Raw genomic sequence first — 26635 nt, forward strand, 5'->3', positions numbered from 1 at the left:
ACCTTTTACCATGTCTGCAAATTCATCAGTGGTTCCGCCTTCATATCTAGCGGGGTAAACTCTTTATTTTCCCATTTTAAAAACGCTGCTGCTCCAATCATTGCCGCATTGTCCGTACAATACTCCAGCGGCGGAATGATTAAGGATAATCCTTCTTTATCACACGCTTGCTGTAAAGCAGTCCGCAACCCTTTATTCGCTGCCACACCACCAGCAATACAGCATTGCTTCACCCCATAGTGTTTTGCTGCTCTGATCGTTTTCGTGACCAGTACATCGATAACAGAAGCTTGGAATCCATGCGCAATATGACTTGGGTCCACTTCTTCCCCTTTCATTTTCGCTTGATTCAGTACGTTCATTACGGCTGACTTTAGCCCGCTAAAACTAAAATCGTAAGACGTTTTCTCTAACCATGCTCTTGGCAAATCAATACTATCATCCGCACCTTGAGCTAGTTTATCCACATGTGGACCACCTGGATAAGGTAAAGATAATGCTCGTGCTACTTTGTCATATGCTTCTCCGACAGCATCGTCTCTCGTCTGCCCGATGATCTCAAATGATCCTCTTTCTTTCACATACACAAGCTCCGTATGTCCACCAGATACGACCAGTGCAATCAGTGGATATTGAAAAGAAGTGACGAACTCATTGGCATAAATATGACCAGCAATATGATGGACACCGATGAGTGGAAGGTTTAGAGCGAAAGCTAAACTTTTAGCTGCTACGATACCTACTAATAGTGAGCCAACTAATCCTGGGCCCTGTGTAACGGCAATAGCTGAAAGTTCATGGAAACCAATGCCGGACTGTCTCCTCGCTTCCTCCATCATCCATGTCATGCTCTCCACGTGTTTGCGAGAAGCAATTTCTGGTACCACTCCACCAAATTTCTGATGTGTTTCAATTTGACTGGAAACGACGTTCGCTAGTACGTGCTTTCCATCTTCCACAATAGCAACTGAGGTTTCATCACAACTCGTTTCAATTGCCAGAATGCGTATTTTTTGTTTGTTCAATTTTCCTCACCGTTTCCTCATCTATTTCTAACCACATGATGATGGCATCTTCTTTATTATCGGAATAATATCCTTTGCGAACACCACTATCCAAAAATCCTATTTTACGGTATAAAGCTTGTGCGGCATAGTTAGAAGCTCTAACTTCCAGCGTCGCTCTTTTGACAGCGTATACCATCGCCATCTCCAGTAAACGATACAGCATCACTTCCCCTAGTTTTTTTCCTCTATAGGAAGGATGAACAGCAATATTCGTAATATGAGCCTCGTCTACAATCATCCACGTGCCGGCATAACCGATGATTTCTTCATCGCGTAACATGACGATATAACGAGCAAAATGATTTTTAACAATTTCAGATTCGAACGCTTCTCTGCTCCATGGATAATGATAGCATTGTTGTTCTAATGCATGCACTGCTGGGATGTCTTTGACTTCCATCATGCGAAACGAAATATCTTTAGCTTCTTTACTTTCGGTCATTCATTATGCCTCTTTTCATTTCATGAATCTTTGTTGGACTGACTTGCTATCCACTTCGCTTCTGCTTCTGCCAGTTGTGCATAATTAGGAGTAAAAGTGTGTAACTGCTCCACTTCTTTCCCTTCCTGACCAATCAAGGCAACATCCACTGCATCTAAGGTCGTCGCGTTAAAGTAAACCGCAACATCATGTGCTGCACATGTCGTTTGAAAATCCTGCAACAACGGTTCAAAGAGAGCTGTATCCCCTACAAAATAAATAGCGGATGGCAACGATGCATCACCATCATCCTGTTGTTCACGTAGAACAATTAGTTTTTCATTCAATTGTTGCAGCCATTCTTGAAGATTCATCACACCATCTTCCACATATAAAGGATGTAAAAATGAGTGCTGATATAGTGATGTGTAGACTCTTCCTCTTCGCGCATCCATTAAAGGGACGATCCAATCTTGCTCTTCCTTCAAGTTATCAAACGATCTCACTGCACCTCTTGCTAAAGAAGCTAAGCTGGAAACGCCAATCAATGGGATCTGCTTGCTCCATGCCAATGTTTTGGCTACAGTGACGGCAATCCTTACCCCTGTGTAAGAGCCGGGACCTTGTCCAACGATAATGCCATCGATATCTTCTAATGTGAGATCACATGCTTGAAGCTGCTCTTGTATTTGTGGTACTAATCGGATAGAGTGGTTCCGCTCGGCTTTGGTTTGCTCTGAAGATAACACTTCGTTCTCCCTAAGCACAGCTACCGTTAAAGAAGATGTGGAACAGTCTAGTGCTAACCATGTTTTCTGTTTATGCTTCATCTTCTTCTACAGCTCCTAATTGTTTTAATTGTTCACCTATATGTACAAATGCACTACCTGTAGTGGTAATGTCAATTTTTCTTTGCTGTTCATCTAAAACGTGAATGTACAGTGATAATCTATCAGCAGGTAACAGTTCCTGAATGACACTAGCCCATTCGATCAAACAAACTCCACTGCCAAAAAAATAATCGTCCAATCCTAGTTCGTCTGCTTCATCCAATGTCATACGGTACATGTCCATATGATACAAAAACATCTGCTGACCTTCATATTCTTTTATTATCGTAAATGTGGGACTATTGACGACTGCTTTCACACCTAACCCTTGAGCAAGAGCCTTAGAAAATGTCGTTTTTCCCGCACCTAAATCTCCATCCAATGTGACGACCATTCCTGCTAGCATATAGTTAGACAGGAGAAGCGCCAACTCATTTGTATCTTCTACTCTTTTCGATATCATGCTATATTTTTTCATCATGTCATTCCACACCAATCTTGCAATATACTTTTACTTCATCCATTATAGCCATCGTGCTCATCTGAGCGCAACTGTAGGAATAAAAAAAAGTCCCGAATGACTCGAGACTTTTGCAGCGTTAATGTTCCTTTAGTAAATCGGTTGACACTGTCTTTTTGTCCGATGGATCTTCTTTCATATGAATCGATGCCGTCCTTGTGCTTAAATCCACATCATCGATCCAAATGGAGTGACTACCGAACATCACTTCAATTTTTTTGCTCGATTCTAGTATTTCTTTGCAACGTTCTGCTTCCATGTCGTATTCCGTCCTCCTTAATCGCTCTTCGTAGTATAAGATTGATTAATTTGATCTAAAATCGATTCTTCCTCTTGCATGGAATTTGTGGTCGTCTCCTCCACTTTTCCATTATGCTCCGTGACATTTCCACCACCGAGACCTTCATTTACCATACGATCAATGTCCATGAAGGCTTCTTCTCTTTTATCGATGTCATCATTTTTTTGCACTAATCTAGCCTCCTAACCGTCATCCATTTTTACTTTTCCCCACTATGGTTTATATTAATCAAATTTGTGCATACGGGTGCTATATAATTGCATATCCTGTTAACATCAACATTTTCAAGGAGGGTAATTATGCATACCGTTTGGAAGGGCGCCGTTAGTTTTGGCCTGGTTAACGTTCCCGTGCGCATGTTCTCCGCTACCGAAGATAAATCGATACCACTTCGATACATTCATGAACAATGCGGAACGCCACTGTCCTATGTAAGAAGATGTAAACATTGCGAAGAAGATGTGGAATGGGAGGAAATTACGAAAGGATACGAATATCAGAAAGGTCACTTCGTCAAGATACAAAAAGAAGAATTAGAGCAGCTTGCGGAACAAGCATCAAAAGAAATTAAAATACTTGCCTTTGTTGATTTACATGAAATTGATCCGATTTATTTTCAAAAAACATACTATTTATCGCCACAAGAAACAAGTGCCAATGCATATAATTTGTTGCTAGAATCACTACGCACAACTGGGAAAATAGGCATCGCCAACGTATCGATAAGATCTAAAAGCTCTTTAGCCGCTATTCGCGTTATTGATGGTTGCCTCGCGATGGAAACGATATTTTACCCAGATGAAATTAGAGCCGTGAATCAAGTTCCTCATTTACCTGAAAAAAGAGACGTCAAGGAAAATGAGCTGCAAATGGCTCAAATGTTAATACAGCAACTATCTACTAGCTTTGATCCAAGTCAATATGAAGACGAGTACCGGATAAAAATGCAGGATCTAATACAGAAAAAAATTGCCGGAGAAGAAATTACAACGGTTCCAGAACAGCCTAAAACGAATGTCATTGATCTGATGAGCGCACTGCAAGCAAGCCTCGAAGCCGTCCAACAACCTGAACCAAAACAAAATCAGAAAGACACTCCTACACCGACGAAAAAAGAGAGTGTATAGCGTTCATGTTGACTTTACCAATCACACCGATGTCACCTATACGTACTCAGGAAATGAAGCAGGGGCAAGATTGGATTTACCAAATCAAATGGGATGGTGTGCGTATCATAACCCATATCAAAGATGGGAAAGTACGTTTATACTCCAAAAATGGATTGCCTAAAGAAACCGTTTATCCTGAAATGGCGGACGTTTTTGCAAATGTAAAAGGAGAATTTATTTGCGATGGGGAGATGATTGTCTTCAACGATCAAACACAAAAACCTGATTTCTCTGCAATCCTACAGCGAGAAAAAAGCAAAAAAATTTCAAATGCATCGCCTAGTGTCACCTATGTGTTATTTGATTTGTTGATGATGGAAGGAAAAGACATAACTAAGCTCCCTTTCTCACAGAGGCATGAACATTTACAAGCAAGCTTTCCGCATAAAACTTCACAGTGCTTTATAACCGATGTATTTACAGATGGAGAAGCGCTCTGGCAGTGGGTGGAAACACATGGATGGGAAGGCGTCATATGCAAAAAAAGCGGTAGTCCGTATATCGAAGGCAAGCGGCATACCGCTTGGTATAAGAAGAAAAGAGTGATTACCCTTTCTGTCCATCTCACTGCTGTAGAAGTCAGAGGCGGTGTGATAAAAAGTTTGCAAATGGAGTACGATGGACAACCTATCGGTCATGTTTCCATTGGTTTGAATGGCAGTATGCGAGAAGCTATAAAACAACATATCGGTGAAGTGGTAACCGGTAAGGTGCTGTTGCAACCGCCAATCTCTGCTGTTGTTCAAGGCCTGGAATTTACGCCTAACGGTTCCCTTAGACATCCGCAAATCACATCATGGGGAGGATACAAATGACGACCGAAACAATGATGATCGGCGATATTACATTGTCACTTACTAATCCTGACAAGATGTTATGGCCAGAGGTTGGCATTACTAAGCGAAAGTATTTGCATCAATTAATGCTGCTTTCTCCTTATTTAATTTCGCATTGCGAACAACATTTTTTAACCACCATACGTTATCCGCATGGTGTACATGGCGATTTCTTTTATCAGAAAAACTGTCCGTCAACGAAACCTGCATTTGTAACCACAGCAAATTGGCACGATCATCAATATATTGTGTTGAAAGACTTAGCAACGTTACTATGGCTCGGTAACTTGGCGTGCTTAGAATTTCACATTTCCTTTCAACCCATTCACGATGCAAAACCATCTGTGTGGATCATGGATTTAGACCCAACTCATCCAGATGGTCCAAACATATTTGAAGCAGCCAGCTATATAGAGGAGGTGTTGAGCAAACTAAACATCGAATCTATCGCAAAAACATCTGGGGCAACAGGAATTCAGATTATGATCCCTATTGAACCGGAATACACATTTGACCAACTAAGAAAACTAGGAGAATTTCTTGCACATTATTTCGTAGAAAAACATCCTGATCTATTTACAATAGAACGTTTAATTAAAAATAGAGGAAAAAAAATATATGTTGATTATTTACAATATTGGAGTGGAAAAAGCATCGCGGCACCGTATACTCCAAGAGCAAACCGTTTCGCAGCTGTTTCCACTCCACTGACTTGGGAAGAAGTAAAGAGAATTCCCAACATTCATGATTATCATTTACTTTCTCTCCCCCAGCGGCTTCTCACCACCGGGGATCTATTACAAAACTTACCTAAGCAGTCATTAAAAGATATTTTGATGTTTATAGAACAAAACTAATCAAACCTAATTGGTAACGTGTTAACCTTTTAATTTTGCTTTGTTCTGTCCATCCATCTCTTCTTTTTCTTTTCGATTGAAGAAAAACTTCATGAGCGGTGGTGTCATGATTGTTGTCACCAGTACGACCACGACCACGGTAGTAAATAAATCATCTGTAATGAGCATCTCGTCTAATCCAATAGCCGCAATGATCAGTGCAACTTCTCCACGCGATACCATGCCTGAACCGATTCCAAATGAACCATTCCAACCAAACCCAGATAATTTCGCACCAATAGCTGAACCAATAAGTTTCGTTAAAACAGCAAGAATACTTAAGTAAATAATCAAATCGATGTCATCACCGATACCGGTAAATGTTACAGCAACACCAATCGATGTAAAGAACACAGGTACAAAAATGGAATACGCAATCGTATCAATTTTTTCGAACACTTTATGCTTATAATCCGTGACACTGATAGCTAAGCCCGCAACGTAAGCTCCAATAATACCTGCAACGCCTGTCATTTCTGCAAAATAAGCATACAGGAAACAGATCACTAACGCAGTGGAAACGACCGCTTCCGTCGACTTCGTTGGAGCCAGGAATTTCAAAGCAAGTGGCACCACTTTCCACGCTACTAGGATGGCTACGACGAAGAATATCACTTTCTTGAGCGCCACTTCCGCTAACGAAACATCTCCACCTGCCATACTGAGTAGAAATGCTAAGAAAATCATGACTAATACATCATCAATAACTGCAGCACCGAGAATGGTTGTTCCTTCTCTGGATTTCAGTTGATTCATTTCCTTTAGAGATTGAACCGAAATACTTACACTTGTAGCAGATAGTAACAAACCAAGGAATGCAGCTTCAATGCCCGTAAGGTTCATCATCAATCCTGCTAAGTAACCCCCAGTAAAAGGAAGAACAATCCCGAATACTCCAACGGAAGCAGATGCTTTACCTGTACGTTTAAATTCATCAATATCCGTTTCTAAACCAGCAATGAACATTAACAAAATAACACCAATATTACTAATCTCGGATAGTATATCCGTATCCGTAACTATACCCAATACAGCAGGCCCCAATAAGATACCTACCAATAATTTTCCTAAAACAGAAGGTTGCCCCAACTTCACACTAATATCACCAGCTAGTTTTGAGGCTAACAATATAGCTGCCAACTGTAAAATCAACATAACTTCACATATCCCCCATTTTCGTCATCTTGTTTCATATACATTTTATACGTATATGTTTAGAATAAGATTCATTTTTTTTATTCATTTTGCTAATGTTTTTTTTCTCGTACATATTAATAACTAATATTGGAATAACTAATGTATACCTTTTTTAATAAGCTATCTTGTTATGGATGAACGAGGAGGAACCGTCATGCTCAATAAAAGAAGAAAAAGCAAAAAGGAATACGTTGATTATGAATTCCTTAGTGATTTGAAAAATCAACCCATTCTATCTTCCGTCGAAGAGAACGATACCATACTTTCTAATATGTTCGCGGATTGTGTTGATTTTGTCAACAAAAAATTTCAATTAAAAAACGGAACCCAGGCCATGGCGACTTACATAGACGGGTTAACCTCCAGCGATCATTTAGAAAAATTAATTTCTTTATTGATGCTAATAGAAGAGGACAAACCGATTCAAACATTGCAACAATTTATTTCACAACGCATTCCGTCCACCCAGTTAAAGTCATTTGACAATTATGGAGAAATGCTAGTGAACATGCTTAGCGGTGATGTATGCATATTTCTGGAATCACAGAAGGAAGTTATCATCATTGATTATAAGTTTCCCAATTTACCGCTTCAAGAACCACAAAATGAATCGGGAATTCGTGGTCCTAGAGAAGCATTTGTGGAAAATCTCAGGTTAAAAACGTCCACACTGCGAAGAAAAATAAAAACGCCACATTTGAAAATGAAAAATATGGTAATTGGAAAGCACTCCAACACGAACATTGTGCTTTCGTATATGGATAATATTGCAGATAAAAGCATTTTAAAAGAAGTGATTAGAAGGATAGAAAAAATTGAAATAGACGCTATCTTTGACTCTGGATATATCGAAGAACTCATTATGGATTCCAATGTCACTCCATTCCCGTTGGCCATGGTGACAGAACGTCCAGACACGACTGCCGCATGTTTATTAGAAGGAAGAATTGCAATTATGGTGGATGGATCTCCTTCCGTCATGATTGTTCCGATGACATTCAATATGGTATTAAACGCGAGTGACGATTACTACGAACCGTACATGTACGTAGCCATGAAGCGATTTTTGCGCTATTTCTTTTTCGGATTTGCGTTAGTTACTCCTTCGCTATATGTTGCCATCATTACTTTCCATCAAGATTTGATGCCAACTACTTTACTGCTCAGCATTGCATCATCTAGGGAATTCATTCCCTTTCCTGCTGTGCTAGAAGTGTTATTGATGGAAATTGTTTTTGAAGTACTGCGAGAAGCCAGTATACGAATTCCTAAAACGATCGGTCAAACTGCCGTTTCCATCTTAGGTGCCCTTGTTGTCGGACAAGCTGCGGTGGAAGCAGGAATTGTGTCGGCACCCGTTGTCATCGTCGTATCGATTACCGGTATTTCTGCGCTACTCGTTCCACAATTTAATGGAGCTGTAGCACTGCGAATATTAAGATTTCCGCTTATCATATTCGCTTCTATGTTTGGCATTATTGGGATCATCTTTTTCATTATGATCATTATTGGTCATATGGCAAGTTTAAGATCGTTTGGTGTTCCTTATTTAGCACCATTCACTCCGCTCACTTGGTCTGATTTGAAAGATACGTTTGTGCGAGCGCCATGGCCATTAATGCGTAAAAGACCACATATGATCCCGAATCAAGATGAAATTAGAGAATCCAAGACATTAGAGCAAATATATCTACATCATGGAGGTCAAAAAAATAAGCCATCTCCACCTTCATCTTCTTCCAAGGAGGATGATTCTTCTTGATCATGTTAATGAGAAAAATATGTTTCTCTCTCTTCATCCTTTTACTTTTAACTGGCTGTTGGGACAGAAATGAGGTTAATGACATTGCTATCGTAGCTGCAACTGGCTTCGATATGGAAGATAGTGAAGACCAAAAGTACCGTGTATCATTTCAAATTCCACTGCCTGGTGAATTAGCTGGAAGAATAGGACAAGGTTCAGGTGATGCGAAGGCATATTATGTGGATTCTGAAGCAGGCAACATTTTAATCGATATCGACGATACGATACAATCTCGAATTTCTCGAAAGCTAACCTTTTCGCATCGAAGAGTGATATTAATCGGAGAAAAATTAGCGAAAGATGGGATAGGCGTTATATTTGATCCACTGGCTAGAATTCCGCAAAACCGCATGTCTGCTAATATCGTCGTCGTTACTGGTAAAGCTTACTCTTATTTAAATATCGATCCCAGTTTCGAATCTTTTTCTGGAGAGACCATGCGTGAATTAGCTCAATCTCAAAATGTGTATACCCAGACATTAAAGGACGCAGTGATGTCTATCAATCATCCTGGTATTGAAGCAGCCATACCAATGATGACACTAAAGACGATTGAAGGTGCTGGAGAAGACAAAGTGGAGATTGAATTAAATGGATATGCTCAATTTAAAGAGGACAAATTGGTGGGAACGTATGAAGGAGATGCAGCTCAAGGATTGTTATGGTTGAAAAAAAACATATTTCCCAACAACACCACTTTTGCCATTGAAGACAATTTGTATGTCGTTGTTAATAATCAAAAAGCGAACACGACCATCCACCCTACATTTACAGACGAAGGCATAGACATCAATGTGAAGCTTTCTGTGGAAAGTAGTGTGGTAGAGAACACTTCCTTAAGAAATTTATTTGATAAACACAATCTTGAATTACTTGAAACCAAGTTGAAAACACAAATTGAAAAACAAATAAATCAAACCATTGCATCCATGCAAGAAAAAGGAACAGATACGATCGGAGTAGGGGTCATACTGCATCGAAAACATCACCTTTTATGGAATGAAAAATATAAGTACAATTGGTCTGAGTATTTTTCGAACGCTACATTTAATATCGAATTAGACACGAAAATAACAAATATCGGGTTTATTTCAGAGAACTTATCTAAGGAGGAACAACCATAGATGGATCCTTTCTTTCTGTTGATATTTCCCATCATATATCTTATTTTTTTCATCATTGATGTGAGGCAATTAAAACAATATAAAGCAGGTGTCAAATGGACCTTCTATCTCATACAGTTGGCAACCTTCGTCCTGTACTTAGCGATGTTATTGGATGTTAATGTACCCGTGCCTACAGCATTTTATCAAGAGAAAGTAACACCTTGGATAGAGTCTTGGCTACAACCGACAAAATAAAGACAAGGAGCGTATTTTCTTGAAAAAGATAATGTGTGTCTTCATGATATGTGTTTTGTGCACCGGATGCTGGGATTTAGAAGAAATTAACGACGTGACGATTGTCGTTGCAACCGCACTAGACAAAAGTGAAGACGAAAAAAAATATAGAGCGTCTTTTCAAATTCCTTTACCAGGTGAACTAGCACCTGAAACAGGTGGAGGAAAACCATACTACGTGGATTCAAGTACAGGAGATGCGGTGACGGACATCAATGCCAGAATTCAGTCCAGATTACCTCGAAAGTTTATTTTTTCTCATCGAAGACTGTTATTGCTAGGTGAACCTTTAGCAGCAGAGATGGGCATACAACCTTTATTTGACGCATTAACGCGTACACCACAAAAAAGATTGACAGCATATATGGCTGTAACGGATGGACCAGCTTATCCATATTTTAATATTCAATCTCAAATGGAATTATACTCCGGTGAGATGATACGGGAATTAATACAATCGCAGGGGGTTTACACGCAAAATTTAAAAAATGTGATGCTTAAAATCAATCAAACTGGCATAGAAGCCATCATTCCATACATCAAACTAAAAGAAACGAAAGTGTCCAAACAAGAAAAAAGTAAAGGGCAAATCGAACTACATGGATATGCACAGCTTAAAGAAGATAAAATGGTCGGAACATTTACAGATGATGCTGCTGAAGGGCTCCTCTGGATGATTAAAGATGCTCATCCGCTGAACACGTCATTGCAAGTGAATGAGGATCAATTCATATCTGTGAACAATATTCAATCCGAAACTAGCATAACACCTGTAGTTGAAGGAGAAGACATTACCTTTGATCTATCGTTGCACGTCACGTGTGGAGTAGTGGAGGATAGCTCGAATAAGAACTTATTCAATAACAAAAATATTGAAGAAGTACAACAAAAAGTAGAAGAAAAAATTAAAAGACAAATGAACGAAGCCCTTGAGCTCATCAAAAAAAACAAAGCCGATTCTATTGGATTTGGATTGTACATCAAACATCGTTACCCGTACCTTTGGAATCAATCATTAAAGAAAAATTGGCCAGAAAAAATTCCATCGCTTGCTTTTCATACTAATGTAGATGTCACCATAGAAAATATCGGTCTCATCTCTGAAAACTTAACAAAAGAAGAAGAATGATGTGGAGTAAGACCTTCATTTACTGACTAGCTAAAAGAGATGAGGTAATGATTGTGAACAACAGTAGTACATATCGAAAAACAGAGATCATAAGCAGCAGACAATTTGCGTGGATGACCATCATTCTCATTCTTGGTGGCGGAAATTTCATCCCTACTGTCAATTATAATATCGTGATGCAAGATACGTGGTTAACGCAAATTAGTGGCTTTATTTACGTGATTCTAATTGCTTTGTTTTTCTCTTTTTTAGCACAAAAGTATCCTCAAAAAAATATTTTCAACATCATTTTTGAAGTCACAGGTTCCTTTTGGGGTTCTATACTGAATAGCATCCTTATTTTGTTTTTTACCTCCATTTTTCTTAGAGAAATGTACTCTACAGGTATTTACTTTCAGAGTACGGTATTATTGAATACGCCTATAGAGGTTTTGGTGTTTATTACAGCCATACTGATCATTTATTTTGGTCATATGTCATTCGAAAATGTGATGCGCTGTAACGAAATGTATGCACCATTTGCTATTCTTACATCCTTACTGCTACCCATTCTGCTGTTTAATGAATTTTCTTTTGATTTATTGCGGCCTGTTTTAGCCACGGATGCTGTGGATTTTCTTCGAAGTAGTGTGATCAATATGGGCTTGTACGGAGACTTAATTGTGCTTGGTGCGTTTTTACATATGCTTGGTCCACCAGAAAAAATACATTCCTCTATTCGCAGTGGGGGTATTTTCGGTATTGCAGTACTTATTCTTTTAATTGTCGTTGTCACCGCTGTGTTTGGTTATGTCATGGCTACGAGATTGTCATTAAGCTATTATGCCGCAATCCAGCTTATTCACGTATCAGATTTTTTCGATCGGCTAGATATTGTCATATATAGTACTTGGCTCCCCTCTAACATACTTAAAATTATTTTTATTTATTTTGCTATCTTGTATGGCATAGGCAGCTTTACAAAGCAAGAAATTCGACCTGTTCTTAACCGTGGTATTGGTCTTATGCTATTTTTCATTTCCATCATTGCTTATGACAGCGTACTAGAAGTATATAATTTAGCTGTATTTGGAGGCGTTTTTCACGTTGTTTTTGTTCATGGTGTTGTAGTTATCCCTTTGTTGATTATATTACTACTTAAAGCCAAGAAAGCGAAAAAAAAGAAAACAAAGCAAAAAAAACAACATGCAACGTATACGAAATGGGTTTGGATGACAAACAGTCTCATCTTTTTGTGTTTAGTTTTTTTGGGCATTGGATTTATATGGGCAGAACGATACTACTTCGTCGGTATTATCTGTGGTGTTTGTTTTGTATTGACCGTAATACTTTCCACTTATACAAGTTGGATGGAAACAAAAAAGACACCCCAGCAAAAAAAAGTGTAAGGGCAGGAGGCTAACAAATCATGAGTACATCATCTTCCATTACGACTATACAATTAGCTCGGTTAATACCTACCATCATTGTTGGGGGTTGGCCTCTCGTCCTGCCTTCTTACTTGGTCCAAGTTGCAAAACAAGATATATGGTTTGCTTTTATTTTTAGTTCCGCTTACGGATTCTTTCTTATCTTTATGTTTTATATGTTGTCTAAGACATATCCTAAACAACATATTTTCGAAATTTCGAACGCGTTATGTGGAAAAATACTTGGTACGTTGATTAACGCGGTGTTGATTATTTTAATATTTATTGCCCTTGTGCGTGATTTATCCGAAGTATCCATTTTCATACAAACGAGCTTGTTACCTGCTACACCTATTGAATTTATTATTTTTTTACAGTTAATTGTTGTTTTGTATTTTGGTAGACATGCTATCCAAACTACGTTTATGATTAACGATGTTTTTTTTATCGTTACGTTTACCGTTTCTGTCATTATATTGCCATTTGTGCTTATTGGACAGTTTTATATCGTAAATCTCCAACCTATTTTTGAATTATCCTTGATGAACTGGATTAATAGCAATTTGGTCATGTTTGAAATATTTAGTGATCTCATTGTTATCGGTGCTTTTTTACATATGATAAAAACACCTCAAATTGGTAAAGCGATGAGAACTGGTCTTACGTTTACACCGTTCTATTTAGTGATATGGATTGTATTTTTAGTCGGTGTCATCAGCCCTATCACCCTGGAAAAGCTAGCTTTTCCGCTTTATGCTTTAGTGAAGTTAGCAAAAATAAGTGAGTTTTTAGATCGGATGGATATTCTCTTTTTCAGCCTCTGGTTCCCCATTTTCATCCTGAAATTTGTTTTCCTTTTTCATGCACTCCATATCGGGATAAAGCACTTTGTTCGCAACCAGCAAGTTAAGGTCATCAATCGACCTCTAACCCTATTTATTTATCTTAGTGGGATTATACTCTTTTCAAATTATGACGAAGTGTACACGTTTACTGCTTATGGATTTTTCCACACCATTATTATACAAAGTACTATTTTTACCTTGTGGGCGATATTTTTCTTCATTAAAAAAAGAAAATCCATTCCTGGGTTACACTTATCACAATTACGGGCTTCATCTCAAAATTTGAATATGGTGACGATTGGCATCTATGTTGCTGCAACTGTATTTATTTTATGTGGTATGTACTTTGGAGATTTTTCGCATATCTTGGCCAACATTTTTGCATTTCTATATTTTGCTGCGCTCACCATCGCTTACTATATTAATCAAGTCCAATTAAACAAATCCCCGGAAGGAGGTTCGTCACATTGAAACATGGACCTGCACCATATATTACTTCCGGTCAAATTTCACGATTAATTACCACATTAATTTACAGTAGTTTTATGATTACCATCACTGCTTTTCTCGCTCAACTCGTGAGTCAAGATTTATGGTTCACCTTTATGCTAAGTATTTTATATATGCTCATTATCGGATATGTATTTTATATTTTAGCCAGCGTTTTCCCTAACAAAAATATTTTTGAAATATCTACTGTTCTCTGTGGAAAAGTCATTGGTGGCATTCTCAATGTACTCTTGATTTATTTTATTTTGTTTATCTTTATTAGAGATTTACTAAGCATTACTATTTTCATTAATACATCACTTCTACCTCATACCCCTGTTGAGATTCTTGTTTTGCTTCAGGTAGGTGTGTTTTTATATTTCGGTCGACATACGTTACAAACTAGTTTATTTCTGAATGATATATTTTTTGCTGTAACATTTATCGGTTCCATCGTGGCCCTACCCTTTTTAATTTTAGATCAATTTTCTTTCGCAAATCTACAACCTATACTAGAATTATCGATGACAGATTTGGGAAAGAGCAATATCGTGAATTTAGGTATTTTCGGTGACCTTATCATCCTTGGTGCTTTTTTAAATCATATGAAGGCCCCACAGGTGTTAAAAGCAGTAAGAGTCAGTGCTTTCTTTATTCCCCTTTACGCTATTTTATGGTCTGTCCTTTTAATTGGTGTGTTTAATCCTTCTACGATTAAAAAGTTAACGTATCCTTTTTATAACCTAGTGCAGATGACCAAAGCGGGGGAACTTCTTGACCGATTAGATATTTTTTTCTTTGGTATTTGGTTTCCTATCTTCCTGTTGGAATATATTTTTATGTATTTAGCACTTCACGTTAGCGTTAAACATATGGCCAAGAATCAACATACTACCGTATTGAATCGACCATTGAGCCTGCTAGTAGGTTTGATCATTTTACTTACATTCGTTAGTTATCAGCAAGTGTTTAGCTTGGCTGCGTATATCTCTTTTGTACATGTTATTGTCATTCAATCTATTTTTGTGTTTTGTTGGCTTTTATTTTTATTACTCAAAAAGCGCTCTTTGCTGACACAATCGCTGAAAAAGCTGAACCGTGCTAAAGACAGAAGGGTGCATTGGATTGTAGGAGGGTTGTATGTAGCAGCCTTGTTGTTTATTATCGGAGGCATGATAGGAGGGAAATATCACTATATGATCGCCAACCTTTGTGGATTATTGTATTTCATTTCCCTGTTGGCCGCATATGTTGTTAGTCTGTTCAACAGAAAAAAAGAGAACGGATAGCATGTCCTCTTCTTGTGTTGTTGTATGTTTAATGCTGTATGTTGCATCGTCCTGTGTGTTTCTTACTTTATGTTTGATCTTGTGCAACTTGTTGTTACTATTCAATCAGCTGTAGAAATTGTTGTGTCCTTTGATGCTGCGGATGTGTAAAGATGTCTTCTGGCGCTCCCCGCTCTAAAATGACACCATCATCAATAAATAACACTTCATCCGCTACGTCTTTTGCAAATCGCATTTCATGCGTCACAACGACCATCGTCATCCCTTCATGCGCTAATTCCTTCATGACAGCTAAAACTTCCCCCACCAATTCTGGATCTAGTGCAGAGGTAGGTTCATCAAATAACATGACTTCTGGTTCCATTGCCAACGCACGTGCGATGCCTACACGTTGTTGCTGACCTCCAGATAGTTGCGAAGGAAAATGATCCTTTTTATCTGCTAAACCGACTTTGTTCAATAATTTCTCTGCTTTTGCTTTTGCTGTCGCTTTGTTCTCTTTTTTCACTGTAACAGGACCTTCCATCACATTTTGCAGCACCGTCATATGTGGAAATAGATTATAGCTTTGAAACACCATACCCGTTAATCGACGAAAAGCAGCTATTTTATGTTTAGGTATACGTTTATTAAAATCAAGATGATGATCCTGAATAGAGATAGAACCTTTCGTAGGATGTTCTAATACATTGAGACAACGAAGTAATGTCGTTTTACCTGAACCAGACGGTCCAATAATGACCACGACTTTGCCTTTCTCTACTTCCAGATCGACCCCTTTTAATACGTTTACCGATTTAAAACTTTTATGAATTCCTTGCATGGTTATCATGCGGCACCGTCCCCTTCCCCTTTAATTCGTAGAAACATAGCGATCCAGACGACGTTCCATTCTATCTTGCAAGATCGATAAAATGAAGCAGATAATCCAGTACAACAAAGCAGCAAGAGAATACACAAACAGTACTTCGTATGTCGCTGCGGCTACTTCTTTCGCTCTCTGGAACATCTCTGTTACTAATATTAACGAAGCAAGGGATGTGTCTTTCACTAAGCTAATAAACGTATTGGATAATGGCGGCACGGATACTCTTGTTGCTTGTGGCAATATAATCCGAAAAAGTGCCTGTCTATAACTCATGCCAATAGAGCTCGCAGCTTCCCATTGACCTTTAGGAATGGACTGAATTGCTGCTCGTATAATTTCAGATGCATAGGCTCCTACATTAAGGGAAAAACCGATAACAGCTGTTGGAAACGGATCTAGCGTCACCCCTACTGCAGGCAGAGCGTAAAATATAATAAATAGTTGCACTAGCAAGGGCGTTCCCCTAATGGCAGAAACATACACCCTCGCAATCATTTGCAGCGGTGTTACAGATGATATTCTTGCGAATGCCGTTAATAAAGCTAATACGATACCAACGATAAACGAGATGATGGATAACGGTATCGTATAAAAAATAGCCCCCTCCAACATTGGAGGTAGGGCATCTATAGCTATGTTAAATAGGCGTTCCCATTGTTCATTGCTATTAGTTAAGTACATCTTCACCAAACCATTTCTTTGATATTTCTAGATACGTACCGTCTTCTATCATTTCTTCTAAAGCTTCATTTACTGCTTGGACAAGCGTATCATTCCCTTGTCTAAACATGAATCCACTTTGAGATGCATCTTCTGATGTTGCCGCAATTTTCACCGGTGCATCTGGTTTTACCTTTTTATAATCTAAGATGGTTATTTTATCATTGATTGTAACATCTACACGATCGGTATTCAACAGATCAATAGCTTGATTAAACCCTTCCACACTCACAATTTCTGCTTCATATTGTTTCGCAATATCAGCGTAATTACTCGTTAATGACTGTGCAGCTTTTAATCCTTTTATATCTTCGAAATTAGTCACTTCACTGTTATCTTCGCTCGTTACAAGAACAGCAGAGGAAGTAATGTAATGGTTGGAAAAGTCATATTTCTTTAAACGCTCTTCTTTAATTCCTACTTGATTCGCGATCATATCAAAGCGTTTCGCATCTAATCCAGCAAACATCGCATCCCATTGTGTTTCTTTAAATTCTGCTTCTACTCCTAAACGGTTTGCTACTTCTTTAGCAATTTCCACGTCAAAACCTGTTAATGCTCCACTTTCATCATGAAAAGTGTAAGGACGATACGTACCTTCTGTCCCAATGATCAGTGTACCTTCATCTTGTATGGTTGCAAGTAAATCTTGCTCTGATGAATCAGTTTCATTCTGGTCTGCTCCTGATGATTCAGTGTTATTTCCACAACTAGCTAATATAAAAGTTAAACTAAGTATGATCATAGCGAAAAATAATTTCTTCATTTCTATCTCTCCAATTCTGACTGTTTTTATTGGTTTTGTTGGTATTTATGTATATTATCTTATTTCCCTGCTCCTGTCAAAAGGAAATTATTTATTTTATTATGAGCTAAACATCCGTTAATCCATACCATCATTTCTTCATCTTATAGATATATTGAATGAAATTGTTCAACAAACTTGTGATAGCCATCACCACGGGTTTACAGGTGCTTAGATATAATGTAGAAAAATTTAACACAGGATGGAGGATGCCACACATGCTATCTCAAAAACACATCAAGTTAATTAAAGCAACAGCACCATTGTTTCAATTAAAAGGAAAGCAAATTACATCCCGCTTTTACCAAACCATGTTTAATGATCATCCTGAATTACTACATATATTTAACCAGACAAACCAACAGCAAGGGAAACAGCAAACCGCACTTGCTAACACATTATACGCTGCTGCAAAACATATCGATCAATTAGAAGCTATCTTACCTTCCGTCATCCAAACGGCACATAAGCACAGAGGGTTAGGCGTAAAGCCAGAGCATTACCCTATTGTTGGCACATATTTATTACAAGCCATGGCCGCGGAACTTGGGGATGAAGCAAATGGTGATGTCCTAGTAGCTTGGAAACAAACGTATGATATCATTGCTGATCTATTTATGCAAGAAGAACAAAAAATATATGAAGCGGCTGCTAATCAGCTCGGAGGGTGGGATGGTTTCCGAACGTTTGTGATTAAGCGTAAGGAAAAAGAGTCAGACACCATTACTTCATTTTATTTATATCCTGGAGACGGCAAAAGTATTGCCTCCTTCCTGCCAGGACAATATATTACGGTTAAACTTATGCCAGAAGGCTCCCATCATACGCAACTAAGGCAGTACAGTTTGTCCAATGCTCCAGGAAGTAACTATTATCGCATTAGTGTCAAAAGAGAAGATGCAAGAAAGAATAAACCAAAAGGATTCATCTCTACCTATTTACACGAAAAAATGAGTGTAGGTGATCCTATATCCCTAAGCTCTCCTGCTGGAAGTTTTACACTTGAACGTGGGAATGCCCCTGTCATGTTGCTCAGTGGTGGAGTGGGATTAACCCCGATGCTTAGTATGTTGCATAGCATGGTAGAGGATGGTTGTAAACGTGACATTTACTTTATTCATGCAGCGAGAAATGGTAACGTCCATGCCATGGATGACGAGGTAAGAGCGATTGCAGAAGCACATCAACATATTTACTATGCTACTGCGTATGAAACACCGACCATAAGCGATCTTCAACATGCAACATATGATGAAGAAGGCATCATAACAAAGAGTTGGTTACAACAAATGATCCCTGTTCACCAACAACAAAACCTTCACGTCTATATGTGCGGGCCCATTCCGTTTATGCAGCGCATGTATAGAGACCTACAAGAAATGGGCATTCATAAGCAACACATTCGTTACGAATATTTCGGTCCTACGGGTACATTGAAAGAAATAAGCAAAGTATGAGATATACTCGCACCTTCCATATATTGTTCTATAAATAATGAAAAACGAGATCAGCAAGTTTGAACACCATACCTACTTTCTCGTTTTTCATTCATCTACATCAATTTTTATTGTTGTCACTTCAGTTGAGAGAGATCCCATTATGCTTAAAGCATCATAATTTTAGATGTATCGTGTTATCGTCCGCACGTACATCTTTTACATTTAGAAAAACGAAGCGGTATTTTTCGGCTTGTAAGTGTGCCATTCCTACCAATGAATTGTAAGTAGGCTCTTCTTCTGTTTTTATTTTTTATCTGAGTTCTAAACACTCTTTTTACAATCTTTCCTTTTACAGGACTGGTTATAATGGTGAATTGTACGTTCTTACTTGGTTTGTAATTAAAAAAAGTTTTATTTCCCATTCTTTTTACACACACATCCGCATTGGACACTACCGCTATACTCGAAGAACCACAAACACCAGCAGGTATATAACATGTACATGAGTTTCCTGTGGTACAATTTGTATCACATAGTGTTGGACAACCTTCAGGATCGATCGTTCTAATATTACACACACTTGGTATTACAGTAACTCGATTTTTTCTTCTCATGACAAATGCCTCCTTTTCTCCATGTATATAGAGAAAAAGAGGCATTTGCTTGTGCTCATATCACGACATTGTTTTTATTGAGCATGTTTTTTTACAAGTGAGCTTCTGTCTACGACAAGGCCACGTCACGCTTGGAAAAAATATACCATGACAGCACATTGAAAACAACAAAATAGACTGCCAAGACTGCCAATGAAAATCCTAACGATAACTCATTAGAGATCAGCGCTGCGCCCCCTCGATACTGTGTCAATTCCAGATTAGGAAAAATACTGTACTTTCCCCAGTCATATCGCAGTAAGAAGAAGGAAATGATAGAACCTGTAAACATGATAAACATGGAAATTCCAATCGCCATTGCACTACTTCTAAAGATCGTACCAATCATAAAACCGATCGACGTAATCATCAGGAGCTCTCCAAATGACAAAGCAAAATAAATAAGCATCTGAAGCATCATACTACGCTCCACGACTTCTCCATTGTCAGCCATGTATAAAAATGAAGCAGAAAATCCGTCGAATCCTTTTAATATCCCATTAATCAAGATAGACAGTATAAATAATGTAGTTAACATGAATAACGCGAATATAATACACGCAATAAATTTTGAAAGCAGTACTTTACTTCGATGAAACGGACGAATCAACAACAATTTTATTGTACCCCAAGAAAATTCAGCCGCTACAATATCACCAGCAATAACAATCGTGAAAATACTTACCAGCGACATCAAGCCAGCAACTTGATACGCATTACTCCAAAAGGTGTTTTCATAATATATCAGCCCTTGAGCTTCCGCATATTGTTGTAACGGCGATACCCATCCCCAATTATCTAGCTCGTAGACATGCAGTAAAATGGACATGAGTAATATAATAATAATTAATATACCAAACATGACCCATGTTCTTGGACGACGATAAATTTTCATGTTTTCGTTTTTGATTAGATTAAACAATCTCTTTCCCCCCTGTCACTTCTAAAAATTGATCTTCGAGTGTTTTCGTGGCAGGAATAATGCTGTAAATGTCAATATGATGCTGTACTAAAGTTTGCACGACAGCTGGCACATGTTCTTTCTCCATATCGATAACAATGTGCTCCTTCCTCATCTCGAGGTTCATTTCTTGTTCCAATTGTTCTATGGCTTGTTTAGCCTTCTCTACATCATCTACTTCAACTATGTATTGCTGCACCGATTCGTTTGTTTTAATATGACGAACATCGATTAACTTACCTTCTTGAATAATCGCTACACGGTCACACATCAGTTCCATTTCGGATAATAAATGACTGGAGACGATGACAGATAATCCTTTCTTCTCCACCAGCTGGCGCAAATAGTCTCTTAATTCACGTATGCCAGCAGGGTCTAGTCCATTGGTAGGCTCATCTAAAATTAATAAGGATGGTTGATGTAACAACGCTTGTGCAACACCTAATCGCTGTCTCATGCCTAGTGAATACTTTTTCACCTTATCATGAATACGATTTTGCAATCCTACCAGTTGGATAACTTCATTTATGCGTTCCTTTGTTATACCGTGACTCATTCTTGCATAATGAATCAAATTTTGATAACCAGTTAAAAACTTATACATTTCTGGATTTTCTACGATGGCTCCAACGTGCTGAATAGCTTGTTCAAATTGCTTGGTAATACTTTTTCCGTGAATCGAAACGTCTCCCTCAGTGATGGATATGAGTCCTACCATCATGCGAATGGTCGTTGTTTTTCCTGCACCATTTGGACCAAGCAGTCCTAGAATTTCTCCTTTTTGCACACTTAAATCTAAGCCGTCGATAATCTTTCTATTCCCTACTTGCTTCGATACATTTTTTAGTACAGCAGTCGTTTCTACTGTCATGATTTATCCTCCCTAATCCTTCGTAGCAATTTTGAAAAAGCCGCTTAGCAGAAAATTTCTAAGCGGCAAATTATTATTTTTATATTTAGGATGGTTGTAATCTCGGTGTATCTTTTTTCACAAATTTTTGGAACAAGAAGATACTGATGATAATGCCTATTCCGATGTAATCCGTTAGTTGAGACTGATTGATTAGCAAAATCGTGGTAGATAATGCTAACAGGCGTTCAATCCATGAATACGGTTTGATCATATGTTTCTGAATGAACGTGGAGAAGGCAATAATGCCTAATAATGCTGTAACAATTGCCCAAGCTGTTTCATACCATGGCGCACCTTCTGCTTGTAATAATAAATGCTCATTCATAACAAAGGCAAATGGTAATAATAACGCTCCCGAATCGTATTTAAATCCTTGCACACCTGTTTTCACTGGTTCGGATTTGGCTATTCCTGCGGCAGCATAACCAGGCAAGTTAATCGGCGGTGTATCATCTGCCAAAATACCATAATAAAATACGAATAAATGTGCAGCAATGAGAGACACCCCTACATCCACAAGAGCTGGAGCCATTACTGCTGCAAGTACAATATAGGTAGCTGTCGTTGGCAAACCAAGTCCCATGATCATACAAGCGACCATCGCTGCGATAAGTACGGCATAAATTGGGTCAACACCTAACTCTAACCCAAACAAATTGACAGACAAGTCCAGTTCCGCTATGCCAACGATGATAGTAGATAAGCTGACACCTAATCCTGTCGTGGTCACTACACCGACTAAAATTCCGGCAGCAGCACAAGCTACCGCTACACTAACTGCGTTTTTTGCGCCCACTTCTAATGCGGCTAAAAACTCGCGCCATCCAAAATGAAGACGATCTTGCTTCGCTTCTTCTTTGAATCTTGACCTTAATACCATCCCAATAATACTAATCCCGATACAAATGGCACCTGTAATCGCAAACTCACTAGGAAGATTACCAAATACATTAAATCCAAAAGCAACGAAGACGACGAGGAGAGAAAGTAAATATCCCATCCCTTTATAATTTTCCATCCAACTAGAAAAGAGTCCTAATAAGATGATCATAATGATCGCAATGTAAGCTGCTTTCGTCGGTGTAAAACCTTGCATTAAATAATAAATTAAGCCGACGATCGGAAACGCTAGAAATCCTCGAAGCGACAATACCATCTTTAATGGTGTTAATTGTTTACGGGGAATACCTTTTATATCATGTTTTAGCGCCTCAATATGCACCATAAACAAAATCGCCATATAAGCGAGAATCGATGGAATAATCGCTGCAATAGCAATTTCCAAATAAGGCAAACCTGTTGTTTCCGCCATAATGAATGCTGCTGCTCCCATCACCGGTGGCAACAATTGTCCACTGGATGACGAAGCTACTTCAATCCCACCAGCCGTCTGTGGTTTAAACCCGACTTTTTTCATAAGGGGAATCGTAAATGTCCCCGTCGTAACCACATTTGCAACCGAACTTCCAGAAATCGAACCCATGACACCACTACCGACAACCGCTGCCTTTGCAGGACCACCGCGGAAAGAACCAAGTGCAGATAACGCGGATTGAATAAACATCTTCCCCGCTCCAGTAGCATCAAATAACGCACCAAATATAATAAATATCACGACATATGTAGATGATACATAAATCGGCATCCCGAAGATTCCTTCATCTGTATCTAGTTTCGTGACAAGACTGACAAAGTCATATCCTTGATGATAAATCGCTTCTGGAATGAGCCATTCTAAGTATGGTGTTGTTTTGTATCCGATCAAACCATACGTAATAAAAATAAGAGCGATAATCATCAGCGGTAAACCGAGCACTCTGCGAGTTGCCTCAAGAATTAATAAAATCAAAGCAAAGGAGACAACCGTATCGAATGTTGTAGGGTCTCCTGAACGTGCCGCTAACTCAGAGAAATTAATAAATTTGTATGACCCAATAAACAATGCGACTCCAGCAAGCAATAAGTCATACCACGGAATGGTCGTTTGGCCCGTCCCTTTTTTATATGGAAAAAGTAAGTAAACAATAATTAATGCCCAACTAAGATGGACGACTCTTTGTTCCGAAATCACACCAAAGCCAGCGGTATACAAATGAAATAGTGACATCGCTATGGCAATGATAGCCACACTTATCGCAAGAATACCTCTCAGCTGCCGATCGGAGCCTTCCAACTCATCAATTTTTCGCTGCATTTCATCATTAATTTTATCTGCGGTATGCTGCATAGACCTTCCTCCTCTGTTCCTAATGTATTCCTGCTCATATTGTCAGAATTTTTAGTTTTATAAACTATATATTCATTATTCTAACGGATCAGAGCTGATATTTATAGTACCAATATTTCCATTTTGGATAATTTTCCACTTGAATATAAATGATCTCGTTAGGAAAACGTTCCGATAAATTCAACGTCGTATCATCAATTTGAAAATGATGATCTGTAAAATCTCGCGGATGCATATAGATAGGCCCTTGCACTACATTCATGTCTTTAATGACATAAAAGCCATCTTTCATTGCGCCTGTTCCAGCATGTTCCGCATTATAAGCAATTCCCGCGCCAAATGAACAATTCCAACTTTCCATCAATACGAATTGTAACTGTTCATTCAGTGTCCATTTTTCGGTTAATGGGCATAATTCTACAGAATGAATAAAGGTGTGAGACAGCTGTGCACCTGTTTCTACACGTTGTACATAATACACCTCTTTACCATATTCATCTGAAATGGTAAAAACATGTATACGCTTTCCAAATAAAAAAATAAGCACGATGATAACAATCAAAAAAATGGAAAAGAAGACACTGCCTTTCAGCAATGTCTTCTTGCTGTTCAATCTATGCATCATGATCAACAGCCTTACTTTTGCTCATCAAAGTATTTTTGCACACCAGGATGAACGTCAACAGGCATACCTTCTAATGCAGTATCTATGCTGATCATTTTTCCTCTCTCATGTGCCCCTGCTAATTCATCTGTATTTTCGTAGAATGCTTTCGCTAATTCGTACGCTAAGTCTTCACTCACATCTGCGCTAATTACGATCATCGCGCTTACTGCTACCGTATTAACGTCTGCTTCAAGATCATATGCTTCTTTTTCTAATGTGTAATCCACATAGAAAGGATATTTTTCTTTCAATGTATTTCTCACATCATCTGGAAGAGCAATCACTTTTACCCCTTTAGTAGCCTTCAATTCTTGGATAGAAGCAGTAGGTGTTCCCGCTGTAACGAATGCTGCATCGATGTTGTTGTCTTTTAATTGAGCAGATGCATCACCAAAAGATAAATATTCAATTTGAATATCATCCTCAGAAATGCCAGCAGCGTCTAATACTTGGCGCGCATTTGCTTCTACTCCACTTGCTGCTTTCCCTACAGAGACTTTTTTCCCTTTTAAATCTTCCAAGGAATTAATTCCACTATCTTCCGTTGTTACCAATTGAATAACTTCTGGATACAATACACCAAATCCATGAAGTCCTTCCACTGCATTATCTGCAAACATTTCTTCCCCATTAGCTGCATAATAAGTAATGTCATTTTGGATAAACGCTAACTCATAATCTCCATCTTTAATACCATTCACGTTCGCTACGGATGCATCACTTGTCAATGCACTTACACTTTTGACCATATCAAGTTCTGAAAAGATTTTTTGTGTTGCTACTCCTAATGGGTAGTATGTACCACTGTTGCCACCTGTACCAATGTTTAAACGATACTCTGTTGTGTCGCCACCTTCATTACCACCCTCTGCATTGTCATCTGTATCATCTGATGAACCACAAGCTGCTAAGGAGAATGTCAAAATTCCTGCAAGCATAACTAATAAAAACTTCTTCATAACATAACACACCCTTTTAATTAATTTCTGATTTCTATCTGTTTTACTAATAGTATATTATAATATATTTGTCACTATTTACAATACACATAATAAAACTAACAAAAATAATAACAAGATGTGAAATTTTTTGTGACACAAAAATAGCTCTCCAACGTTCGGAGAGCCTTTATATATAAAGTCCATTTATACGAAGAAACCCGCAGCTAAAATAATAACTAATAAAATAAAGAGAACTAAAACAATAGTTGCGCAAGAGCATGCACCAGTAGCACCCATTCGATACACCTCCTTTTTCAGAGTTGATTTATCTTATGTGAATCTGCCAATACGGTGTGGACATTCCACCCTATTCACTCATAATTAAACAAAACGCCCTCCTATGATGGGAAGGCGTTTATATATAATTATTATACGAAGAAACCTGCACCTAAGATAATTACTAATAAAATAAAGAGTACTAAGACGATACCAGCACATCCACAGCCATATCTATATCCACCACATCCAGACATTCGATACACCTCCTTTTAAAGAGTTGATTTATCTTATGTCGATCTGCCAATACGGTGTGGACATCTAACCTACGTCATTTGCCCTTTTTGGCTACAAAAGCGTGAAACCCTTTACTGCGCCTGTTATTTTCAGCACGAAAACTCATGTCTACCTCCATCCATTTGTCGATATCACTATGTCCACTCCATGCTTCATCCCTTTTCAGATACAAATGAAACAAATGAAGGGATAGTGTCGCACCCACTTTAAAGGGAAAAGCGAACGAGTTCATCCGTTCATGCGTATACTAAATCCATACCTTTTGC

Annotated in this window: 27 protein-coding genes; 11 read left to right on the top strand and 16 right to left on the bottom strand. The window is 38.4% G+C overall.

The features are described 5' to 3' along the window. Window positions 1–5: 5 nt before the first annotated feature. The 6 genes from tsaD to D1Z92_RS11125 all read right to left on the bottom strand — a co-directional run bounded on the left by tsaD (window position 6) and on the right by D1Z92_RS11125 (window position 3309). The gene (gene tsaD, locus D1Z92_RS11100; RefSeq protein WP_128895744.1) at window positions 6–1025 is read right to left on the bottom strand and encodes a tRNA (adenosine(37)-N6)-threonylcarbamoyltransferase complex transferase subunit TsaD; all 1020 of its coding nucleotides are present in this window, start codon (window positions 1023–1025) and stop codon (window positions 6–8) included. Beyond that, window positions 991–1509, bottom strand: a complete 519-nt coding sequence (rimI, locus tag D1Z92_RS11105; protein WP_128895745.1) for a ribosomal protein S18-alanine N-acetyltransferase — start codon at window positions 1507–1509, stop codon at window positions 991–993. Before rimI ends, tsaD begins: the two co-directional genes overlap by 35 nt. A 20-nt stretch (window positions 1510–1529) precedes the next feature. Further along, entirely contained in the window at window positions 1530–2318 is a 789-nt protein-coding gene (gene tsaB / locus D1Z92_RS11110; protein WP_128895746.1) for a tRNA (adenosine(37)-N6)-threonylcarbamoyltransferase complex dimerization subunit type 1 TsaB, read from the bottom strand. Continuing rightward, window positions 2308–2799: a tRNA (adenosine(37)-N6)-threonylcarbamoyltransferase complex ATPase subunit type 1 TsaE gene (gene tsaE / locus D1Z92_RS11115; protein ID WP_240666686.1), complete on the bottom strand. Its 492-nt coding sequence runs from the start codon at window positions 2797–2799 to the stop codon at window positions 2308–2310. The genes tsaB and tsaE overlap by 11 nt, the downstream gene beginning before the upstream one ends. Window positions 2800–2917: 118 nt before the next feature. Continuing rightward, the gene (locus D1Z92_RS11120; RefSeq protein ID WP_128895747.1) at window positions 2918–3097 is read right to left on the bottom strand and encodes an H-type small acid-soluble spore protein; all 180 of its coding nucleotides are present in this window, start codon (window positions 3095–3097) and stop codon (window positions 2918–2920) included. 17 nt (window positions 3098–3114) lie between these two features. Next, window positions 3115–3309 carry a hypothetical protein gene (locus tag D1Z92_RS11125; RefSeq protein WP_128895748.1) on the bottom strand — a complete coding sequence of 65 codons (195 nt, stop codon included), beginning with the start codon at window positions 3307–3309 and terminating at the stop codon, window positions 3115–3117. A 129-nt stretch (window positions 3310–3438) separates the two neighbouring features. Here D1Z92_RS11125 and ku point away from each other — a divergent pair, with 129 nt between their 5' ends. The 3 genes from ku to ligD are packed head-to-tail and all read left to right on the top strand — an operon-like array spanning window position 3439 to window position 6001. Continuing rightward, the gene (gene ku / locus D1Z92_RS11130; RefSeq protein WP_128895749.1) at window positions 3439–4266 is read left to right on the top strand and encodes a non-homologous end joining protein Ku; all 828 of its coding nucleotides are present in this window, start codon (window positions 3439–3441) and stop codon (window positions 4264–4266) included. 5 nt (window positions 4267–4271) lie between these two features. Next, complete coding sequence (locus tag D1Z92_RS11135; RefSeq protein ID WP_128895750.1) at window positions 4272–5123, top strand: ATP-dependent DNA ligase; 852 nt, start codon at window positions 4272–4274, stop codon at window positions 5121–5123. Beyond that, window positions 5120–6001 (top strand): non-homologous end-joining DNA ligase, encoded by an 882-nt coding sequence (ligD, locus tag D1Z92_RS11140; RefSeq protein ID WP_206099743.1) that lies wholly within the window; start codon window positions 5120–5122, stop codon window positions 5999–6001. The genes D1Z92_RS11135 and ligD overlap by 4 nt, the downstream gene beginning before the upstream one ends. Before the next feature lie 21 nt (window positions 6002–6022). Here the strand turns inward: ligD and D1Z92_RS11145 are convergent, their stop codons facing one another. Continuing rightward, window positions 6023–7195: a cation:proton antiporter gene (locus tag D1Z92_RS11145; RefSeq protein ID WP_128895752.1), complete on the bottom strand. Its 1173-nt coding sequence runs from the start codon at window positions 7193–7195 to the stop codon at window positions 6023–6025. 196 nt (window positions 7196–7391) lie between these two features. Here D1Z92_RS11145 and D1Z92_RS11150 point away from each other — a divergent pair, with 196 nt between their 5' ends. The 7 genes from D1Z92_RS11150 to D1Z92_RS11180 are packed head-to-tail and all read left to right on the top strand — an operon-like array spanning window position 7392 to window position 15602. Next, on the top strand, window positions 7392–8999 hold the full coding sequence (locus D1Z92_RS11150; RefSeq protein WP_164931578.1) for a spore germination protein: 1608 nt from the start codon (window positions 7392–7394) through the stop codon (window positions 8997–8999). Between the two features lie 2 nt (window positions 9000–9001). Next, the gene (locus D1Z92_RS11155) at window positions 9002–10165 is read left to right on the top strand and encodes a Ger(x)C family spore germination protein (RefSeq protein ID WP_240666693.1); all 1164 of its coding nucleotides are present in this window, start codon (window positions 9002–9004) and stop codon (window positions 10163–10165) included. Continuing rightward, complete coding sequence (locus D1Z92_RS11160) at window positions 10166–10402, top strand: hypothetical protein (RefSeq protein ID WP_128895755.1); 237 nt, start codon at window positions 10166–10168, stop codon at window positions 10400–10402. A gap of 19 nt (window positions 10403–10421) precedes the next feature. Beyond that, complete coding sequence (locus tag D1Z92_RS11165) at window positions 10422–11570, top strand: Ger(x)C family spore germination protein (protein ID WP_128895756.1); 1149 nt, start codon at window positions 10422–10424, stop codon at window positions 11568–11570. Between the two features lie 47 nt (window positions 11571–11617). Beyond that, complete coding sequence (locus D1Z92_RS11170) at window positions 11618–12958, top strand: GerAB/ArcD/ProY family transporter (protein ID WP_128895757.1); 1341 nt, start codon at window positions 11618–11620, stop codon at window positions 12956–12958. Window positions 12959–12978: 20 nt separating this feature from the next. Next, a complete protein-coding gene (locus tag D1Z92_RS11175; protein WP_128895758.1) occupies window positions 12979–14295 on the top strand; it encodes a GerAB/ArcD/ProY family transporter in 1317 nt (438 codons plus the stop codon). Continuing rightward, on the top strand, window positions 14292–15602 hold the full coding sequence (locus tag D1Z92_RS11180; protein ID WP_164931579.1) for a GerAB/ArcD/ProY family transporter: 1311 nt from the start codon (window positions 14292–14294) through the stop codon (window positions 15600–15602). Before D1Z92_RS11175 ends, D1Z92_RS11180 begins: the two co-directional genes overlap by 4 nt. 97 nt (window positions 15603–15699) lie before the next feature. Here the strand turns inward: D1Z92_RS11180 and D1Z92_RS11185 are convergent, their stop codons facing one another. Genes D1Z92_RS11185 through D1Z92_RS11195 form a run of 3 tightly spaced genes read right to left on the bottom strand, consistent with a single transcriptional unit; the run spans window position 15700 to window position 17956 of the window. After that, window positions 15700–16434 (bottom strand): amino acid ABC transporter ATP-binding protein, encoded by a 735-nt coding sequence (locus D1Z92_RS11185; RefSeq protein ID WP_128895760.1) that lies wholly within the window; start codon window positions 16432–16434, stop codon window positions 15700–15702. Window positions 16435–16455: 21 nt separating this feature from the next. Beyond that, window positions 16456–17151, bottom strand: a complete 696-nt coding sequence (locus tag D1Z92_RS11190; RefSeq protein WP_128895761.1) for an amino acid ABC transporter permease — start codon at window positions 17149–17151, stop codon at window positions 16456–16458. Further along, window positions 17138–17956: an amino acid ABC transporter substrate-binding protein gene (locus D1Z92_RS11195; protein ID WP_128895762.1), complete on the bottom strand. Its 819-nt coding sequence runs from the start codon at window positions 17954–17956 to the stop codon at window positions 17138–17140. Before D1Z92_RS11195 ends, D1Z92_RS11190 begins: the two co-directional genes overlap by 14 nt. A 257-nt stretch (window positions 17957–18213) precedes the next feature. On the opposite strand from D1Z92_RS11195, the gene hmpA reads away from it, so the two are divergent. After that, window positions 18214–19452, top strand: a complete 1239-nt coding sequence (gene hmpA / locus D1Z92_RS11200; protein ID WP_128895763.1) for an NO-inducible flavohemoprotein — start codon at window positions 18214–18216, stop codon at window positions 19450–19452. A gap of 705 nt (window positions 19453–20157) precedes the next feature. On the opposite strand, the gene D1Z92_RS11205 is transcribed toward hmpA, so the two are convergent. From D1Z92_RS11205 to D1Z92_RS17500, 6 genes are all read right to left on the bottom strand, one after another. Next, complete coding sequence (locus tag D1Z92_RS11205) at window positions 20158–21009, bottom strand: ABC transporter permease (RefSeq protein WP_128895764.1); 852 nt, start codon at window positions 21007–21009, stop codon at window positions 20158–20160. After that, window positions 21002–21919, bottom strand: coding sequence for an ABC transporter ATP-binding protein (locus D1Z92_RS11210; protein WP_128895765.1), 918 nt, complete (start codon window positions 21917–21919; stop codon window positions 21002–21004). The genes D1Z92_RS11205 and D1Z92_RS11210 overlap by 8 nt, the downstream gene beginning before the upstream one ends. A gap of 85 nt (window positions 21920–22004) precedes the next feature. After that, window positions 22005–24188: a TRAP transporter permease gene (locus D1Z92_RS11215; RefSeq protein WP_240666687.1), complete on the bottom strand. Its 2184-nt coding sequence runs from the start codon at window positions 24186–24188 to the stop codon at window positions 22005–22007. An 88-nt stretch (window positions 24189–24276) separates the two neighbouring features. Beyond that, on the bottom strand, window positions 24277–24813 hold the full coding sequence (locus tag D1Z92_RS11220) for a DUF1850 domain-containing protein (RefSeq protein ID WP_128895766.1): 537 nt from the start codon (window positions 24811–24813) through the stop codon (window positions 24277–24279). An 11-nt stretch (window positions 24814–24824) separates the two neighbouring features. Then, complete coding sequence (locus D1Z92_RS11225) at window positions 24825–25814, bottom strand: TAXI family TRAP transporter solute-binding subunit (protein WP_128895767.1); 990 nt, start codon at window positions 25812–25814, stop codon at window positions 24825–24827. A gap of 410 nt (window positions 25815–26224) precedes the next feature. Then, window positions 26225–26329 (bottom strand): sporulation protein YjcZ, encoded by a 105-nt coding sequence (locus tag D1Z92_RS17500; RefSeq protein WP_206099744.1) that lies wholly within the window; start codon window positions 26327–26329, stop codon window positions 26225–26227. Window positions 26330–26635: the final 306 nt, after the last annotated feature.

Source organism: Longirhabdus pacifica (assembly GCF_004115085.1).
GTDB lineage: Bacteria > Bacillota > Bacilli > Paenibacillales > DSM-105158 > Longirhabdus > Longirhabdus pacifica.

Excerpts from the sequence above, each read along its gene's own strand:
- rimI (WP_128895745.1), bottom strand. The coding sequence starts at position 1,509 with ATGACCGAAAGTAAAGAAGCTAAAGATATTTCGTTTCGCATGATGGAA.
- tsaB (WP_128895746.1), bottom strand. The coding sequence starts at position 2,318 with ATGAAGCATAAACAGAAAACATGGTTAGCACTAGACTGTTCCACATCT.
- tsaE (WP_240666686.1), bottom strand. The coding sequence starts at position 2,799 with ATGATGAAAAAATATAGCATGATATCGAAAAGAGTAGAAGATACAAAT.
- D1Z92_RS11120 (WP_128895747.1), bottom strand. The coding sequence starts at position 3,097 with ATGGAAGCAGAACGTTGCAAAGAAATACTAGAATCGAGCAAAAAAATT.
- ku (WP_128895749.1), top strand. The coding sequence starts at position 3,439 with ATGCATACCGTTTGGAAGGGCGCCGTTAGTTTTGGCCTGGTTAACGTT.
- D1Z92_RS11135 (WP_128895750.1), top strand. The coding sequence starts at position 4,272 with ATGTTGACTTTACCAATCACACCGATGTCACCTATACGTACTCAGGAA.
- ligD (WP_206099743.1), top strand. The coding sequence starts at position 5,120 with ATGACGACCGAAACAATGATGATCGGCGATATTACATTGTCACTTACT.
- D1Z92_RS11145 (WP_128895752.1), bottom strand. The coding sequence starts at position 7,195 with ATGTTGATTTTACAGTTGGCAGCTATATTGTTAGCCTCAAAACTAGCT.
- D1Z92_RS11150 (WP_164931578.1), top strand. The coding sequence starts at position 7,392 with ATGCTCAATAAAAGAAGAAAAAGCAAAAAGGAATACGTTGATTATGAA.
- D1Z92_RS11155 (WP_240666693.1), top strand. The coding sequence starts at position 9,002 with ATGTTAATGAGAAAAATATGTTTCTCTCTCTTCATCCTTTTACTTTTA.
- D1Z92_RS11160 (WP_128895755.1), top strand. The coding sequence starts at position 10,166 with ATGGATCCTTTCTTTCTGTTGATATTTCCCATCATATATCTTATTTTT.
- D1Z92_RS11170 (WP_128895757.1), top strand. The coding sequence starts at position 11,618 with ATGATTGTGAACAACAGTAGTACATATCGAAAAACAGAGATCATAAGC.
- D1Z92_RS11175 (WP_128895758.1), top strand. The coding sequence starts at position 12,979 with ATGAGTACATCATCTTCCATTACGACTATACAATTAGCTCGGTTAATA.
- D1Z92_RS11185 (WP_128895760.1), bottom strand. The coding sequence starts at position 16,434 with ATGATAACCATGCAAGGAATTCATAAAAGTTTTAAATCGGTAAACGTA.
- D1Z92_RS11190 (WP_128895761.1), bottom strand. The coding sequence starts at position 17,151 with ATGTACTTAACTAATAGCAATGAACAATGGGAACGCCTATTTAACATA.
- D1Z92_RS11195 (WP_128895762.1), bottom strand. The coding sequence starts at position 17,956 with ATGAAGAAATTATTTTTCGCTATGATCATACTTAGTTTAACTTTTATA.
- hmpA (WP_128895763.1), top strand. The coding sequence starts at position 18,214 with ATGCTATCTCAAAAACACATCAAGTTAATTAAAGCAACAGCACCATTG.
- D1Z92_RS11210 (WP_128895765.1), bottom strand. The coding sequence starts at position 21,919 with ATGACAGTAGAAACGACTGCTGTACTAAAAAATGTATCGAAGCAAGTA.
- D1Z92_RS11215 (WP_240666687.1), bottom strand. The coding sequence starts at position 24,188 with ATGCAGCATACCGCAGATAAAATTAATGATGAAATGCAGCGAAAAATT.
- D1Z92_RS11220 (WP_128895766.1), bottom strand. The coding sequence starts at position 24,813 with ATGATGCATAGATTGAACAGCAAGAAGACATTGCTGAAAGGCAGTGTC.
- D1Z92_RS11225 (WP_128895767.1), bottom strand. The coding sequence starts at position 25,814 with ATGAAGAAGTTTTTATTAGTTATGCTTGCAGGAATTTTGACATTCTCC.
- D1Z92_RS17500 (WP_206099744.1), bottom strand. The coding sequence starts at position 26,329 with ATGTCTGGATGTGGTGGATATAGATATGGCTGTGGATGTGCTGGTATC.